At 35.5% G+C, this 16,983-nt stretch carries 11 protein-coding genes; 4 read left to right on the top strand and 7 right to left on the bottom strand.

Annotated elements, in window-relative coordinates:
- Positions 1–67 precede the first annotated feature (67 nt).
- The 3 genes from LV842_RS12050 to LV842_RS12040 all read right to left on the bottom strand — a co-directional run bounded on the left by LV842_RS12050 (position 68) and on the right by LV842_RS12040 (position 3,015).
- On the bottom strand, positions 68–1,924 hold the full coding sequence (locus LV842_RS12050; protein ID WP_233111708.1) for a CocE/NonD family hydrolase: 1,857 nt from the start codon (positions 1,922–1,924) through the stop codon (positions 68–70).
- A 180-nt stretch (positions 1,925–2,104) separates the two neighbouring features.
- Positions 2,105–2,524 carry an SH3 domain-containing protein gene (locus tag LV842_RS12045; RefSeq protein ID WP_233111707.1) on the bottom strand — a complete coding sequence of 140 codons (420 nt, stop codon included), beginning with the start codon at positions 2,522–2,524 and terminating at the stop codon, positions 2,105–2,107.
- A gap of 5 nt (positions 2,525–2,529) precedes the next feature.
- Positions 2,530–3,015 (bottom strand): BON domain-containing protein, encoded by a 486-nt coding sequence (locus tag LV842_RS12040; RefSeq protein ID WP_233111706.1) that lies wholly within the window; start codon positions 3,013–3,015, stop codon positions 2,530–2,532.
- Positions 3,016–3,239: 224 nt separating this feature from the next.
- Between LV842_RS12040 and LV842_RS12035 the strand changes: the two genes are divergently transcribed.
- Together LV842_RS12035 and LV842_RS12030 are read left to right on the top strand one after the other, a co-directional pair.
- The gene (locus LV842_RS12035; protein WP_233111705.1) at positions 3,240–4,490 is read left to right on the top strand and encodes a dicarboxylate/amino acid:cation symporter; all 1,251 of its coding nucleotides are present in this window, start codon (positions 3,240–3,242) and stop codon (positions 4,488–4,490) included.
- Between the two features lie 25 nt (positions 4,491–4,515).
- Entirely contained in the window at positions 4,516–5,235 is a 720-nt protein-coding gene (locus LV842_RS12030) for a phytanoyl-CoA dioxygenase family protein (RefSeq protein ID WP_233111704.1), read from the top strand.
- Positions 5,236–5,284: 49 nt separating this feature from the next.
- Here the strand turns inward: LV842_RS12030 and LV842_RS12025 are convergent, their stop codons facing one another.
- Positions 5,285–8,434 (bottom strand): AsmA family protein, encoded by a 3,150-nt coding sequence (locus LV842_RS12025; protein ID WP_233111703.1) that lies wholly within the window; start codon positions 8,432–8,434, stop codon positions 5,285–5,287.
- Positions 8,435–8,667: 233 nt separating this feature from the next.
- On the bottom strand, positions 8,668–11,469 hold the full coding sequence (locus tag LV842_RS12020) for a GH92 family glycosyl hydrolase (protein ID WP_233111702.1): 2,802 nt from the start codon (positions 11,467–11,469) through the stop codon (positions 8,668–8,670).
- Between the two features lie 130 nt (positions 11,470–11,599).
- On the opposite strand from LV842_RS12020, the gene LV842_RS12015 reads away from it, so the two are divergent.
- Together LV842_RS12015 and LV842_RS12010 are read left to right on the top strand one after the other, a co-directional pair.
- Positions 11,600–12,703 (top strand): Mrp/NBP35 family ATP-binding protein, encoded by a 1,104-nt coding sequence (locus LV842_RS12015; protein WP_233111701.1) that lies wholly within the window; start codon positions 11,600–11,602, stop codon positions 12,701–12,703.
- A 17-nt stretch (positions 12,704–12,720) separates the two neighbouring features.
- On the top strand, positions 12,721–12,969 hold the full coding sequence (locus tag LV842_RS12010; protein ID WP_233111700.1) for a NifU family protein: 249 nt from the start codon (positions 12,721–12,723) through the stop codon (positions 12,967–12,969).
- A gap of 48 nt (positions 12,970–13,017) precedes the next feature.
- Here LV842_RS12010 and LV842_RS12005 read toward each other — a convergent pair whose 3' ends face one another.
- Complete coding sequence (locus LV842_RS12005) at positions 13,018–13,731, bottom strand: barstar family protein (RefSeq protein WP_233111699.1); 714 nt, start codon at positions 13,729–13,731, stop codon at positions 13,018–13,020.
- Positions 13,732–13,819: 88 nt separating this feature from the next.
- Positions 13,820–16,858, bottom strand: a complete 3,039-nt coding sequence (locus LV842_RS12000) for a choice-of-anchor I family protein (protein WP_233111698.1) — start codon at positions 16,856–16,858, stop codon at positions 13,820–13,822.
- Positions 16,859–16,983 lie beyond the last annotated feature (125 nt).

The raw sequence follows: 16,983 nt of genomic DNA, 5'->3' as shown, positions 1-16,983 counted from the left end.
TTTGCGTTTAAAAAATAAAAACAAAACAAAAAAATAAAAGCTGTTCAATCCGAACAGCTTTTTTAATTTATTTTAAAACCTCAACTTCAATCGCACTATCATCAAAAACTTTGATAAAGGCTTTTGTATAATCTTCCTTCGTTGCAAAATTCGGATTATCTAAGAATTTCTGCGGATTGATCGCAAATAACGGGAACCATGTTGAAGAAATTTGTATCTGGATTTTATGTCCCTTTTTAAAAGTATGAACAACATCCTGTAATCTGAAATTCACTGCTGTTTTCTGATTCGGAACCAAAGCTTCTGCTTTTTCTCTTGAATTTCTGAATCTCGCCGGCATAATTTCACTTCTTACCATCTGATGGTAATTTCCGTAGATCACACCGTCTTTTTTCTCTGTTGGTTTGAAGTCTTCAGGGTAAATATCAATTAATTTTACAGCAAAATCTGCATCCGTAGAAGTAGAAGCGATATTTAATTTAGCCATAATTTCTCCTGCGAAAGTCATGTCTTCTGTTAAAACATCTGTCGTGAACGTCAAAACATCGGGTCTCCCTTCTGCAAATCTTTGGTCTTCCGACATATAATTTCTTGGAGTAAATCCATTAAAATCTTTCAAGTTGTCAGAGCTTAGAACCGGATTGTTTGGGTCACTGTAATATTCCGAAGAACCTTGTCCTGCAGTGTTTTTCAATGTTCCGTTGGATAGATAGAAATTCACTTTTTTTCCTTCTTTCGGAGGGTAAGTTGCAAATTCTCTCCATTGTTTCGCTCCTGTGTCATACATCAAAGCTTCCGGCAATCCTGCATCCTGTTTTGTATTTCCTTTTAGATAATGATTGAAAAATTTGGTTTCGATATTTTTCTGATAGTATGTTGCAATACTGTCTCCAAAATACACCTGATTATGGAAATGCTTTCCTTCTTCGCGTCCCCAACCTCCGTGTGAGAAAGGTCCCATTACAATTGTATTTTTTGCTTTCGGACTCGTTTTTTCGATTGTTTTATAAATATTCAAAGGTCCTGAAAGATCTTCAGCATCAAACCATCCACCAACAGTCATTACAGCATGATTTACGTTTTTAAGATAAGGCAATAGACTTCTTTTCTGCCAGAATTCATCATAATTGGTGTGATTCATAATTTCCGTCATGAAGAAGTTATCCTTATAATATTTCTCATAACCATCTTTCAACGTTCCCATGTCTCTGTAGAATTTCAAACCATCTTCAGAAGTCACTTTGATCATGGAATCGGTATACCAAGCTTTATTTTCCGCCTTTGTTTTCTGAACTCCAAAAACAGGGAATGTTCTGAAATATCCCATCATAAATCTTCCGTTGTGAAGAAAATCGTCATTCCAGAAATCTGAAATAGGAGCTTGCGGAGATGAAGCTACCAAAGCAGGATGTTGCGCCAGAACTCCGACAGCAGTATAAAATCCCGGATAAGAAGTTCCGTACTGACCTACTTTTCCGTTGTTATCTTTGATGTTTTTAATTAACCAATCGATGGTGTCATAAGTATCTGTACTTTCGTCAACATCTTTCTTGGTTTTGCGGTCAACTTGTGGAGTCATATTGGTGAACGTTCCTTCACTCATATATCTTCCGCGAACATCCTGAAACACAAAAATATATTTGTCTTTCATTAAATATGAGTTCGGACCAAGCTTCGTTTTGTATTCGTTTTCGCCATAAGGAGCAATGCTGTAGCAGGTTCTCTGCATCAAAAACGGATATTTGTTTTTATTGGAAATATCTTTCGGAATATAAACTGATGTAAAAAGTTTTGTCCCATCACGCATCGGAATGTAGAATTCTTTTTTTGTAAAATTATCTTTTACAAAAGTATCTGGCTGTTGTGCCTGCGAATTTCCGAAAACGAAAAGAAGAATAAGTACAATTGAAAAATGAACCTTCATTATATAAAATTTGACGCTAATTTAAACATAAAAATATATTCGGCGAGTGTGATTAAAAAAGAAAAAACGGACTTTAATCCGTTTTGAATTGTGATTGCTTATACTTTAAGGTTATAAAAAATATAAAAAAACACCCCTGAATAGGGATGTTATATTTTAAATAATGCTAAATCTTGCCGGTTAAGCTCTCAAATATCTTGAATAAGCATAACCTTCCTGTCCGTCAGCAGTTTTTACTTTCCACCAATCGTCGGAAGTCTGCTCGATTAATGTTACTGATGCTCCTTTTGCAGCTTTTCCTACTACTGCAGCTTCCGTAGAAGGCTCCTGTCTGATATTTAAATTAGATTCTTCCGTAGCTACTGTTAATGAAGCGCCCGAAGCTAATCCGCTCACTTGCACATCGATGTTGATATCTGATGCAGAATACGTAGAATCAATGGCTCCTAAAGCATTCCAAACAGCATCTTTAGCAGCTGTATTAACAGCACTTCCGGAAACATATAAAATTCCGTCTTGTTCCTGAACCTGAAGATTTGAAATTCCTGCAAACTGAGCGGCAGAAACTACACTTGAATATTTGTCTTGTAATGTGCTCATATTAATTATTTTACAGTATAGTTAAAGTTTACTTTTCCTACTTTTAAAGCGTCTACAGATTCTTTGATTTTTCTAGCCTGTAGTGAAGATACATTTCCTGTAAGCGTAAGTTCTCCATTTACAACTTCTACTTTTACTGAAGGGAAATCTTTCACAGCATCCTGTACTTTTTGCTGAACAGCAGGATCTACTGCAGAGGAAGTTGCAACGGGTGCCACAACAGGAGCTTCAATTTTAGTCATATCCATTACCTCTTTGATCCCGTTTACCGTTTTCAATTGAGCAATCATAGCATTTTTAGATTGTTCATCGGCAAAAGTTCCGCTTAAATGAGCGACTCCGTCTTTTACCTCAACGGAAGCATTCGGGTTTGAAGTAACAATGGTAGTTGCCTGAGTCTGAAGATCAGCATCAGAGATTTTTTTCTTACATGAAATCGATCCGAAAGATACTGCGATTGCTAACGCAGCCATTGCGATTGTTTTTTTCATAATAGAGTTATTTTTTGTTGTTTAGGTTTTAATGTTATACGTAAATGTAATAATAAAATTTATACCAAAAGATTAAAATTTTGCTAATTATTTTTTATTTCTTTAAAATATTCATCAGCAAGAACAGAGAATTTTTAGAATAAATATGATGGCAGAGAGAGGAAAATAAGAGGTAGCAGGTAAAAGTTTAAAAACATTATATTTGTGCAACTTGAATTATATATATGAAAGGACAAAATAAACTATTTTTTGCGATCATCATTGCTCTTATTTTAGGGGTAGGAATTGGAGGTTTCGTTCATTTGAAATATCCAGAAAGTGCAGAGCCGTTTTCAAAAAACATAAAACTTCTAGGAACTGTTTTTATCAGATTAGTTCAGATGATTATTGCGCCGTTGGTATTCACCACTCTTGTAGTAGGAATTGCGAAAATGAGCGATATAAAAATGATCGGAAGGGTAGGAACGAAAGCAATGCTATGGTTTATTTCTGCGTCTTTGGTTTCTCTTTTCATCGGATTGATTTTGGTGAACTGGCTCGAACCGGGGCATGTTACCAAACTTCCAATACAGGATGCTGCTTCTGCAGAAGAATTACTGAAAAGTAGCAAAGGCTTTTCTCTGGAAGATTTTGTAAAGCATATCATTCCTAAAAGTATTTTTGAAGCTTTTGCTACAAACGAAGTCCTTCAGATTGTAGTATTTTCTATTATGTTCGGGGTTGCTTTGGCTAATTTAGGAGAAGAATATTCACAACCGGTTATCAAATTATTTGACATTGTGGCTCATGGAATCCTTAAAATGGTAGGATATATCATGTGGTTTGCACCGCTTGGTGTTTTAGGAGCTATTGCGGCCGTTGTTGCAACCAATGGTTTTGAAATATTTAAAGTATATGCGATTTATTTGAGAGATTTCTTCTTTGCGTTGGGTATTTTGTGGTTGGTTTTATTGCTGGTAGGTTATTTAATCTTAGGAAATCGTCTTTTCGATTTGTTGAAAAGAATAAAATCACCATTGCTAATTGCATTTTCTACCACAAGTTCTGAAGCGGTGTTTCCGAAACTGGTAGAAGAATTGGAAAGATTCGGGTGTAACAATAGAGTCGTATCTTTTATTTTACCTTTAGGATATTCCTTCAATCTGGATGGAAGTATGATGTACATGACGTTTGCTTCTATATTTATTGCTCAGATTTACGGTATTGAAATGACAGTAGGGCAGCAAATCACGATGCTTTTGGTATTAATGCTTACTTCGAAAGGAATTGCGGGAGTTCCGAGAGCGTCTCTAGTAATTATTGTGGCGACTTGTTCTATGTTTGGAATTCCACCGGAAGGAATTGCCCTTATTCTACCGATTGACCATTTCTGCGATATGGGAAGAAGTATGACGAATGTTTTAGGAAATGCGTTGGCAACTTCTGCCGTTTCTAAATGGGAAGGTCAGCTTGAAAATCATGGTGGAGATATTTAATAAATAATTTTGTAAACTTCGGGTTTTGAATTTACAACACTATAAACAAGACATTGCTGATAATGGGTTTTCCGTTATCAGCAATATTTTTTCTGATGAAGAAATTGAACGTATTTCTGATGTGATTAATATAATTGATACCTCAAAAGAAACGTTCAGAAAATCTGAGGATCTTTTTGCAATCAGACAGTTTCTAAAAGAAATTCCTGAAGTCAAGGACTTGGTTTTTAATGACAATATTAAAAAAATCATCAAAGAGGTTTTTGGAGACCAATATTTTGTGGTAAAAAGTATCTATTTTGATAAACCGGAGAAATCGAATTGGTATGTTGCTTATCATCAGGATTTAACTATTTCTGTAGATAAAAAAATAGAATTGCCCAATTTTGGACCTTGGACCACAAAACAAAATCAGTTTGCTGTTCAGCCGCCATTAGATATCCTTGAAAATATTTATACCATCAGAATTCATCTTGACGATACAGATGAACAAAATGGTGCATTAAAAGTAATTCCTGCATCACATGCCAAAGGAATCTATAGACCGGAAACCATAGATTGGAATATTGAAACCGAACATATTTGTAAGGTAAACAAAGGCGGAGTGATGATTATGAAACCATTAACGCTTCACGGTTCCAATCGAACTACAAATGGAAAAAAAAGAAGAGTAATTCATATAGAATTTTCTGATGCAGAACTGCCGAAAGAGCTGGAATGGTCAGAAAAGGAAATGTGCAATTAATAATCTAAACTTCTATAAAAAATACCCATCAAAACGATGGGTAATTTTATTATTTCGGGTTGGAGTTTGCTTTTTCGGCTTCGGCTTTTTTAGCAGCTTCTTCTTCTAAAGATTTTTGATAATCCTGGTACTCATCATCCTTTTCATTAAGGTCTTCTTTCTGGTATTTTCCGGTTTCTACCTTAAATGTTTCTGAAGGTCCTGTAATTTTAATCGGAATACCTATGATTCCGAAAGGAGGAAGCCCCAAACGCATTCCGACATTGATATAACCGTCAAGACTTACTTGTCCTTCGATTCTTGGTCGGAAACCTGCAATTTTGAATTTCGTTCTTTCTATGGTGATCACGTTGTCTTTAATACTCGTTTTGATATTAACTTTACTCACTTTGGCATCGTGAAGTGCATCCGTGGAAGTCTTTTCAGCCACGGAATTAAACACTTTAAAACCACGAAACTGAATATCTTCCAACGTTAAAACACCTTCTCCTTTTATGGTCTTCAATCTGGGAAAGAAATTAGCACCTAAATCACCTTCCAGATGATAGTCTAAAGAAACTTTTCCATGCGCTTTTTCTGCAGCGGAAACCATTTCTCTGAATAAGGTAATTTCTTTGTATGCTCTTTGGATATCAAAGCTTTTAGCTTTCATATTGATGCCGAATTTGGCTTTTTTAGCATTCACAGGAGCGTATGTTCCGTTGGCGTTGAATGTGGAACCGATCATTCCGAATTCGGTTTCATTAAGCGCTAAATTGCCATCTTTTAAGGCTAAATTACCTTTGAAATTATTAAGTTTGATGTCTTTAAACATAATTTCATTAGCATTACCATTTATGATGACATTTAAGTTTTTAGGAAGTAAAATGACACCTTCTTCCGCAGAAGTGGAATTAGAAGATTCTCCCGAGTTGTATGCCATAAAATCATCAATATTCACTTTTTTTGAAGTAAAATTGATACTTCCGGTCAAATTTTGGTCTTTTAGAATGTAATTAATGTAATTGGACACATTTCCGTTGAAAACAAATACATTCTTTTTGTAGCGGGCTTTTACCTCTTCAAAAGTTAATTGGCTTCCATTGAGTTTAAACAACCCTTCTTTTACCACAAAATTGCTTGGGAAAAATTTAGAATGAATCGTGATATTTTCAATTTTCACAAAACCTCTGTTCTGAATATTGTCTAAAGCTGCACCATTCTGTCCTTTCAATCCGACATCAGTCGAAATAACACCATTAATGTCTAGCCCTTCAATAGGGAAGAGTTTGTAGATGTCACCCAGATTAAGCTGCCCTTTGGAATGCAGTCGGTAATTCAGGTTGTTGAGGTTTTTTAAATTAGCCTTTACAGTGAAAGGTTTTCCGGCTAATGTAAACGAAATAGGAAGAACGCTGATATCCAAATCATTAAAAGAACCTCTTCCACTTTTTACATGAGTTTCTACGTTAATGTTTTCTAAAGGAAGTTCAGGATAATCGGCGAATTTGATAAAACCATTTTTCAGAGATAAAGTACTGTTACTTACAGGAACTCTCTTGCGCTTTGGTTCATACGTTCCCACCGCTTTGGATTTTATAAAAAGATCACCACGAAGTTCAATGCCTTTTACGGGATAGATTTTGTAAATGTCCTGAAGGTGGATTTTGGCAGTAAAATCGGCATCAACAGGATAGTTGTCTAAATTTTTTACCTCAATTTTTCCTTTGGTGTAATTGTCTAATGCTTTAGCATCGATATTATGAACTAAAACCGCTGTATTTTTAAAATTACCACTGGTGTTTCGGATCGTCATATCCAGATTGATATGATCCAAAGCAGCTGGCATTTCTCTCATTTTGAAATATCCGTTTTTCAGATCAGCTTTCAGATCAAATAAAGGTACTTTTTGTAACGTATTTTTAGCATTGGTAGAGATAGAGCCTTTCCAGTTTCCGTTGAGCTTAAGATTTCCTTTGGCATCGATTTTTTTGTATCCTGTTGCATTCTTTAAAGCCTCAAGATTGATGTTTGAATCTATGGTTCCTTCAGAAAACATGGTAGAACCGTTTTCAAAAAGGAAATTAGTTCTTGTATAACCATTTAAAAGGCTGAAATCAAGCTCGTTTACTTTTACTTTCAGTCGGTTAGGATCTAAAGCGGGAAGATCAATAACAGAGGTTAGGCTTAAGTTATTAATAGGAGATGAAGATTTCTGATAATTGAAAAACCCGTTATTAAGGCTGGCTTCGATACGAATATCCGGACTTTGTTTTTTAGAAGTGTTCAGAATACCTTTCATGGTGAACAAAAGATCGGCTTTACCTTTCATTTCAACTTGTTTTGCATATTCCTGGTAGGCTTCCGGAATGATGGCAGGAATGGCTTTTAGATTAGCATTTTTAGTAGTGATTTTTAGATCATAAACCTGCTGCTCATTTGGCATTTTCAGACTCCCTTGAAGATTGAATGGAAATTCTCCCAACACCAAAGGATTATCTGTAAAGTAAAAACCTAACTGATCGATATTGATCTTTGTATTGATTTTTCCTTGTAAAGGTAAATTCTTAATCCAGGTATCTTTATCTAATTTGAAAAAACTGTTTTTAATTTCTGTTTTTGCATTTAGACTCAGAATATCTTTCGTTAAATCAATCAACCCGTCGTATTCTAATTGATCTAATTTTACATACGTTTTACTGAGTTGATCATCATAAATGAAGTTAGAATTAGAAATTCTGAAGTTTTGCAGAGCTAAAGCCAATTTAGAATCGTTTTTTTCTTTGGCTTCTTCTTCGGATACGAGAATATCAAAATTATTTCTTCCTAAACTGTCAGTTTTCATTCGGATATTCGCATCTTCAATATAAAGAGTATTGAAAATGATTTTTTCTCCGAAAAGACTGGTAATATCTACACCTAAACCAATTTTTTTCGCATCAATAAGGTTTTCAGTCTGAAAAGGACTCTTCCCTTTTACTGAAGAATTGGTAAGGGTAACGGTAAGATTAGGAAAATGGGTGAAGAAAGAAATATCTAAATCCTGGAAATCTATTTTCGTTTTTATATAGCTTTGGGAAACCTCTTTGATACCATTATTGATGGTGTCTTTAAAAAAATAAGGAGAAATATAGAGGAGTAAAGCAATGCTGCCTATACTTATTCCCGAAATTTTAAGAATCTTGGATAAACTGGAAACTTTTGTTTTTTCCTTCTTCATAACGTCTTTAATATCAATTTACAAAATAACTGATAAAGAATAGGAAAATGAAATTTTTTCGACAAGGATCAGGTATTTGTAGATAAATTTACGGATTTTAGAAGATAAATCCAGTGCAATTCTATTTTTTTGAATCCAGTAAACTTAAATTTTCTTTTAATAGTAAGCTTGTACAAATAAAAAAGCGTTTCGAAAATTTTTCGAAACGCTTTTGGTTTATTGTTGAATACTCATTATTTTACAGAAATCTCATCAATAAAAATATAAGCATCTCCGCCTGCTCCCTGATGCCACGCAGGAAGTTTTCCGAAATGGTAGGCTTTTACTTTTACATAACGGGCTTCAGTCGGTAGAACTTCTGTTGCAAAATCTTTGATCTGTATTTTTTCGTCTTTAGGATCAAGTGTATTGTCCAGAGTTTTTAGCAAAATATAAGTTTTACCATCCATAGATGCATAATATTCTACTTTTTTAGGAACTAAGATCCAGGCTCTGCTGTCCTGAAGATAAGTAGAAGATAAATGTTTGATTTGCTGAGGGGATCTGAAATCAATAACGGCTTCTACAGTTTGCCCCTGATAACCTTGCCATTCCCCTTTTCTCCAGTTGACATCACCGTTGATTCCGTCAATTAAAGCAAATTTTCCACCTGCAGTATATTGAGGATTTACTTTTGAATTGATGTTAATTTCCCAGTGATTCGGACGTTTGTTGAAATGGGCAATTGTGATTGAACTCTTTTCACCGTTTCTTTCAGCATAAGCAGAAACCTGAGTGGTTTTACTGATCGTAAACGGCTCTTTGTATGCTTTGAACGTTTTTCTTACATTTTTATCATCTTCATCCAGCGTCATATAGTAGATTTTATCTTTTCCGTTTAACGGAGTGATCTCAACTTTGGTAGTAAAATCAAAAAGACGGTCTGCTGCAATGACAGGAGAAGCGGTTTGCTCCGTATAAGAAGGATCTTTGATGGTTTTTACATTTTCAAAACCTAAACGTTTCAGCTCTTCTTTCGAAGTGTTTTTTGTGATTGTTTTGGTGGTTCCGTCTTCCAAATGAAGTTTAACCTCATCAAAATATGGCTTCGTAGTTTGCCATTCAGGTAATCCAGGAGTAACAGAATAAATACCCATTGTACTCAAAATATACCAAGCACTCATTTGTCCACAGTCTTCATTTCCGATCAAACCATCCGGAGTGTTTTTGTAATAATTATCAAGGATATATTTGATTTTTGCATCTGTTTTTTCAGGTTTTCCTACATAGTTATACAGATAAGCAATGTGGTGGCTCGGTTCATTTCCCTGAGCGTATTGTCCGATCAAACCAGTGATATCAACCTGTTCTCTTCCTGTTGTTTTATCAGGAGCAGAAAAAATAGCATCAATAAATTGTTCAAATTTTTCTTTTCCTCCATGAGCCGCAATCAATCCTGGAATATCCTGTTGAACAGAGTAGGAGTAATGCCAAGAGTTCCCTTCGGTATAATTGTTATTCACCTCTCTTGCTTCAAAAGGCTCATACCAGTTTCCGTTTTTTCTAGGCTGCATAAATCCGTTCTTTGGATTGTATAAGTTTTTCCAGTTCTGAGAACGCTTCATGAAATATTGATAATCTTCATTTTTGCCTAAAATTTTAGCCATTTGAGCAATACACCAGTCATCATAAGCATATTCTACTGTTTTAGAAACACTTTCGTGTTCATCATCAATGCTGATATAGTTATTATTTTTGTAAGCATTTAAACCAAAAATATCCAACATCGCAGAATTTTTTGAAGCCTGGAACGCTTTTTCATAATCAAAACCTTTAATTCCTTTTGCCATGGCATCTGCAATCACGGAAACGGCATGATAACCGATCATACATTCGGTTTCATTGGAAGCCAGTTCCCAAACCGGAAGTTTTCCGCCTTGTTCATATTGTTTGATGAAAGTATTAACGAAATCTGCTGTTCTCTTTCTGTCGATTAGCGTCATTAAAGGATGTGCTCCTCTGAAGGTATCCCAAAGAGAAAAAACGGTATAATAATCGAAATCTTTAGCATAATAGAACTTATTGTCTCTTCCTCTGTATTTTCCATCTGCATCCATATTGATATTAGGCTGAGTGGAAACATGATACAGAGCAGTGTAGAAAACCGTCAGTTTGTCTTTATCATCAGATTTTACTTCAATTTTTGATAATTCTTTGTCCCAATCTGCAACAGCTTGCTTTTGAATGGCAGCAAAATCATCAGATTTTCCTTCTGCCAGCATATTTTTAGATGCCCCATCATAATCTGTTGGTGAAAGAGCAACTTTTACACTAATCTTTTCTCCTTTTTTTACTGTAGTGGAAAATGCCAAAGCAAGTTCAGTTCCTGAATACAGATTATTTTCATTTTTTCCATTGGCCTCTTTTTTAGAGATTTTCATGGGTTTTGAAAATTCAATTCTGGCATAAATATACTGGTTGGTTGCCCAAGCTTCACTTCTTCTGAAAACCTCAATCGTTTTGTCGTCGATAATTTTTACCTCACCTTCCAGAAGTTTGTCTCTGTGGTTTAAGTCTAAAATAATATTCGCATTTCCGGCATTGTTGAATGTGTATTCATGATAACCCACTCTTTTGGTAGTCGTTAAACGAACATCAATATTGTTTTTATCTAATTTTACTGAGTAAAACCCTGCCGTAGCTTTTTCGTTTTTATGAGAAAATTTAGACGAATATTCTTTACTGATGAGACTTGGTTTTCCCATGGTAGGCATTAGCATGATGTCTCCGTAATCAGAAACTCCGGTTCCATTCAAGTGGGTATGAGAAAATCCGTAAATTACAGAATCCGAATAATGATAACCGCTGCATCCGTCCCAGCTTCCGTCAATTCGGGTATCCGGAGAAAGTTGTACCATTCCGAAAGGAACTATCGCTCCGGGAAATGTATGTCCATGACCGCCCGTTCCTATAAAGGGATTTACGTATTGCGAATAATTTTGTGCAGATAAATTATTCGCAACTAATCCTAAAAGAACGAATACTATTTTTTTCATTACATTTTAATATTAAAAATCGCCCTAAAGTACTACAAAATTTTGTTTCGCAAAAGAATTTATCTATCAGTAAGTTTACTTATTCTAAATAGGTAAAATTTCCGTAAATTTGTGGACAATTTATTTTTTTATGTTGACTAAAGAAAAGGTACAAGATTTCCTTAAAGAGATAGAAGTAGACGACCTGGTGAATAACTTACAGATCATGGGTACGGAAGTATATATTGACATGACTGCTCATTCGCCGGCAATGCACGAAAAAAAGAAACTGGAAGCTGCCATGAAGCAGGCTTTTGCCAGTGAATTCGGAGAAGAGATTAATTTAAAACTTAAAATAGTTTCACCAGAACCAAGTGAAATTCAGCAAAGCCAGATCAAAGGGAAACAAATCCCAGGAATTAAAAATATCATTGCTATTGCATCCGGAAAAGGTGGAGTAGGAAAGTCTACGGTTTCTGCCAATATCGCAGTTACGTTGGCAAAAATGGGCTTTAAAGTAGGTTTGTTAGATGCAGATATCTATGGTCCTTCAGTTCCTACGATGTTCGATACGGAAGGTGAAAAACCGGTTACAGTAGAAGTTGATGGTAAAAGTTTGATGAAACCGATTGAGAATTACGGTGTAAAAATGCTTTCGATCGGATATTTTTCAGGAGCAAACCAGGCGGTAGTTTGGAGAGGACCAATGGCTTCAAAAGCTTTGAACCAGATGATCAGAGATGCAGCTTGGGGAGAATTAGACTTTTTATTGATCGATCTTCCTCCGGGAACAGGAGATATTCATTTATCAATCATTCAGGAAGTTCCGGTAACAGGAGCGGTAATCGTAAGTACGCCTCAACACGTTGCTTTGGCAGACGTAAGAAAAGGAATTGCGATGTTCCAGATGGAAAGTATCAATATTCCGGTGCTTGGATTGGTTGAAAATATGGCTTATTTTACTCCGGAAGAATTACCTGAGAATAAATATTATATCTTTGGAAACCAGGGCGCACAATTTTTGGCTGATGATCTTGGAATTCCTGTGTTAGGAGAAATTCCTTTGATTCAGAGTATAAGAGAAGCAGGAGATGTAGGAAGACCTGCGGCATTACAGGAAAATTCTAAAATTTCTGATATCTACACTGGAACTGTGCAGAAAATGATAGAAAGTCTTGTGGAAAGAAATAAAAACCTTCCTCCGACTGAAGCAGTGAAAATCACGACAATGGCGGGTTGCTCACCAAAAAAATAAAGAAAACCAAACCCAGAATGGAGATAAATACAACACACGAAGAGACTGTAACCAAAGTAATGGAAGCATTGGAAAGCATTCGTCCGTTTCTTAATAAAGACGGAGGAGATATTGAGCTGATCGATGTAAAGGAAAATACAGTATATGTAAAACTTTTAGGAAACTGCTCAGGGTGCTCTCTTAATTTTTCAACATTGAAATTAGGCGTTGAAAATACCATCAAACAACATGCTCCTGAAATTGAAAAGGTAGTGAATGTAGAGTAAAAAATACAACAATATATTTTTTAAGACAGACTTTCGGGTCTGTCTTTTTTATTTTAAAATTATTGTTACGTTAAATTCTTGAAATATTTCAAGAATTTGATTAAACTTGGTTTTGAAAAGCTTTTTGCTTTTTTCATGATTTTTCCATATTAATTTTTCGATTGAATGATCTCCAGAATTATCCCATAAACAATCATATAAAGCACAAATATTTCTTCCAAAATACCCTGCAATTCCATTAACTTCTTCACCAAGTACACAGAAAAATTCATTTAAATTATTGAAGTCATTTCCATCGATATTGATCTGAATATTTTTTTTCGAGGAACTTGTTTTTAGATTGTTTAAGGCGAAAACCAGCCAACCTTGTAATTCATCTCTTTTTAAATTTCTCCATATATTTTTTGAATTGATTTGGTCATCAATTTTCATTTTCCAGACTTTGTAATACCCCTTTGGTTGATGCCAAACATAACCACTGAGAGTCATGTTATTTTTTTGTGATTTAATAATTTTGATATTACTTATAAAGGTGCTACAAACAAGAGAATTGTCTGAATTTAATAGAGAAATAAAACCTTGATTATCATATGTTTTTATCGATTTTTCTATCTCCGATTTTAGCAAAGATGGGTTTTCAATATTTATTAATCGTAATTCGCGGTAACCAATATTAGTTTTGTTATTTTCTAGATTTTTTACATTTTCAATGAAGGCAATGATTTGAGGCTTTTCTAATGTATCAAGTGCGAATCCAAACATAATTCAAGTTAAAATTTAAAACTAGTAAATTTCTTTTAAACAAAAAAGCCTTGAGAAAATCCCAAGGCTTTTATCAACTAAACTATATTTACTTCACAATCACCCTTTTCACAAAACCTTCAGAAGTTTTAACTAAATAAACTCCTGTAGAAAGCTTTGAAGTGTCAATTGTTAAAGCATTTTTTTCTTTTCCGAGTAGTTTCCCGGACATATCGTACAATTCATAATTCTGAGCTCTGTTGAAATATAATGTATTTCCTTTTGTTACAGGATTTGGGAACACATTGAATGTTGCTTTTTCAGCTTTTATTTCCCCTGTTGCTAATGTTGCCGATAAAATTTCATACATCGATAATGTACCGCTGATTTCGTTGGCAATGATCACATAACCTTTTCCTGTTGTTGTGTTTTCAGGAGCGATGTAGATAATTCCTTCCGGACCGTTGTCTCCACCGTAAGCCGATGTCATACGGGAATGTTTGTAATCTGTAAACGTTGGATTGTTGGGATCCGTAACATTGTATACCATTACACCACCTGTTCTTTCCAGCGTGATGAAAGCATACGTTTGTCCTGCAATCGTTCCTACAGCCACACCTTCCGGTTCCGGACCTTTTGCACGGCTTCTGTTTTTAGCTCCGTTAGCTTCATTATCAGCATTGAAAATTAATGGGTGATTGGCTGCAAGATATCTTTCAAACCTGTCACCACTATCGTAAACGATTTGTTTGGTATCTGCATTGAAAATAGAGAATGAACGGGCTCCCAGCGCTGCCATTTCTTCAAAATCTGCGTCACCATCCGTATTTCCGGTTGCACTAGAAACTCTGAATCTTCCCAGGTTATAAGATGCTTTTAAGATTGCAGATTGCGGGAAAATTGAAGAATCTAAGGTGTAGGTATTGGCTCCGACAGTTGTTCTCTCACTGAATCCTGTAAGATCTTTTTCATCTCCTTCGTTTGCGGTTACAATATAATGAGTACTTCCAACTTTGAAATTCTGAATTCCATCCGGCATATAATAGGCTTTTACCGGCCAGTTGGCAATGAGAACCTCGCCATTGTTGTCTGAAGCATCAAAACCATTTCCTGGAATGCTCATATCTTTTTTACCTAATCCCCAAATATTTGTAATTGTTTTTGTTGCTAAATTGATTTCTGCAATAGCATTATTTTCCTGAAGCGTAATCCATGCTTTTTGGCTGTCTGAGCTTACCGTTACATATTCAGGCTCCAAATCCTGAGAAAGGGTATTGTTGGTTCTTACTTTTCTTAAACCCGTTGCTGTTAAAGCTGCAACCTGAGAATCAAAAGCATTGAAATTAAGGGTTGTGACATTAGTTTGGGTAAGATTGCTGATTCCTCCTGAAATATCAATAATGCTTATAGAACCTTCCGGATCTACGGTGTAAGCATCGTTAGGTTCTCCTTCATTTGCGGTGATTACTTTTGTTCCGTCCGGAGAGAAAGTGATCATATCTGGTAAAGCACCCACTGTAACTTGTTTTAAAAATGTTCCGTTGGTATCAAAAAATACGACGGAGCCATTCAGTTGAGGATTAGTATTAGGAGAAGCAGCTGCAACGATTCCGTTTTTCACTGCGATGCTTGTGATTCCTCCGTACGGTGCCATATTGACAGTGTTTACAACAGTCGGAGCAGTTGGATTGCTGAAATTAATAATATCAAAAACATCGGTAATAGAACTGATGGTAAATAATTTCTGAGTTGCAGGATCATGAACTACAATTTCCGTAGAACTGTTATTCGTTCCGGAAGGATCAAAACTTCCGATATAGTTTAATGAGATTTGGTTGGAAGGAACCGGAGCTGGTTTATCATTATCAACAATATAAATCGTTGCATTGTTATCACCTGAAATTGTTGCTCCAACAGGATTTTCAAGACTTACCACAAAATATTCAGCGTGTTGCTCTTGTAAAGTATCATCAACGATCGGAATATTGACGATGTAACTCGTCATTGATGGAGTAAGCGTAATTGTTTGATTGGCTAAAGTAAAATCATTGTTGTCTGCAGTACTGAATGGCGCTGGTTTTACTACAAGATTTACTGATGAATTCGACGGATTTGCAACATTTATTTTAAATGCTAAACTTCCGGCATTTTCATTGACTTTAATAAAATTTTTATCCAGAGAAATTGCAGTTCCTGCTGTGGTAAAGACTGTTGAAGTTAATGTTGTTACGGCATTGTCACTCATGTCTTCCATCATATTCGGCTTTAAAGCCAAATAATAAGTTTGGTTGGGAACTAAACCTGAAGTGGGGATGACAGTGATTTTGTTGTTGCTGAAAGTTGTTGTGAAAGGAACTTGTGTACCTGAAGCATTTCCAAGGCGGAAATCTACAAGAGTTTGTGCATTAGAATCGTTGATCGTTGAGTTGTCTGTTAACCTTACATTTTCATTGAAAGAAATACTAGGATTTACAGTTGTGGAAGCATTATTTGTGTTGTTTGTGGGAAGGTAAGTTACAGTGGGTGGAGTGGTGTCAGTTCCGTTTACTGCGGTTGCATCTACTGTGAAATTATCAAAACGGTTATTTCCTACCGTTCCTCCTGCTCCTGCAGCAAATTCAACCTTAAGTTTAAAATTCGGGTTATTGGCAACCCCTGCAATGGCAGAAAAATCAAATGTGATCAATTGAGGATCTGCATCTAGCGGAGAAACCGTTTGGTAAGGTAAGAAAGTCGTTCCGTCTGTTGAGTACGTCCATGTTTGTGTTCCTGCTCCTGAACCTGATCTTCTCGTTGTGAACTTTACAATGACATTATTGTATCCGGTAGTAGGTAAATTGAATTGTAAATTACCTCCAATCGGGATATTATATCTCAAATGCGTTCCAGAAGCATCTCCGTTTCTTGCATTTAAATTGCTGACGTTAAAATTTTGCCCTGTTCCGCCTGCGAAATCGATTTCAGTGGTTCCGCCTATAAATGCAGCCATTGAACCACCTGCCAAAGTTGAGGTTGGGGTAGTGATTGAAGCGGCAGAAGCATTATTATTAAAATTCCAGTAATGAATAAGAGAGGACTGTCCGAAAAGATTTCCTTGAAGAAAAAATGCGGCAATTACAGTTCCTTTTAACAAGTAGTTATTAATCATTTTTACTTAAATTAAGTTTATGCAAAAATGAAGTTTCTACGTTGCAAACATTTTAAGGTAATTTTAATAAATGTTTAATAAATAGGTAACTGTAAAGGGAAGGCAAAAGTAATGCGATAAGGCTG

This window comes from Chryseobacterium gwangjuense (genome assembly GCF_021311115.1).
Lineage (GTDB): Bacteria > Bacteroidota > Bacteroidia > Flavobacteriales > Weeksellaceae > Chryseobacterium > Chryseobacterium gwangjuense.
The sequence above is the reverse complement of the archived record's forward strand: the minus strand, read 5'-3'. Positions and strand labels throughout refer to the sequence as shown.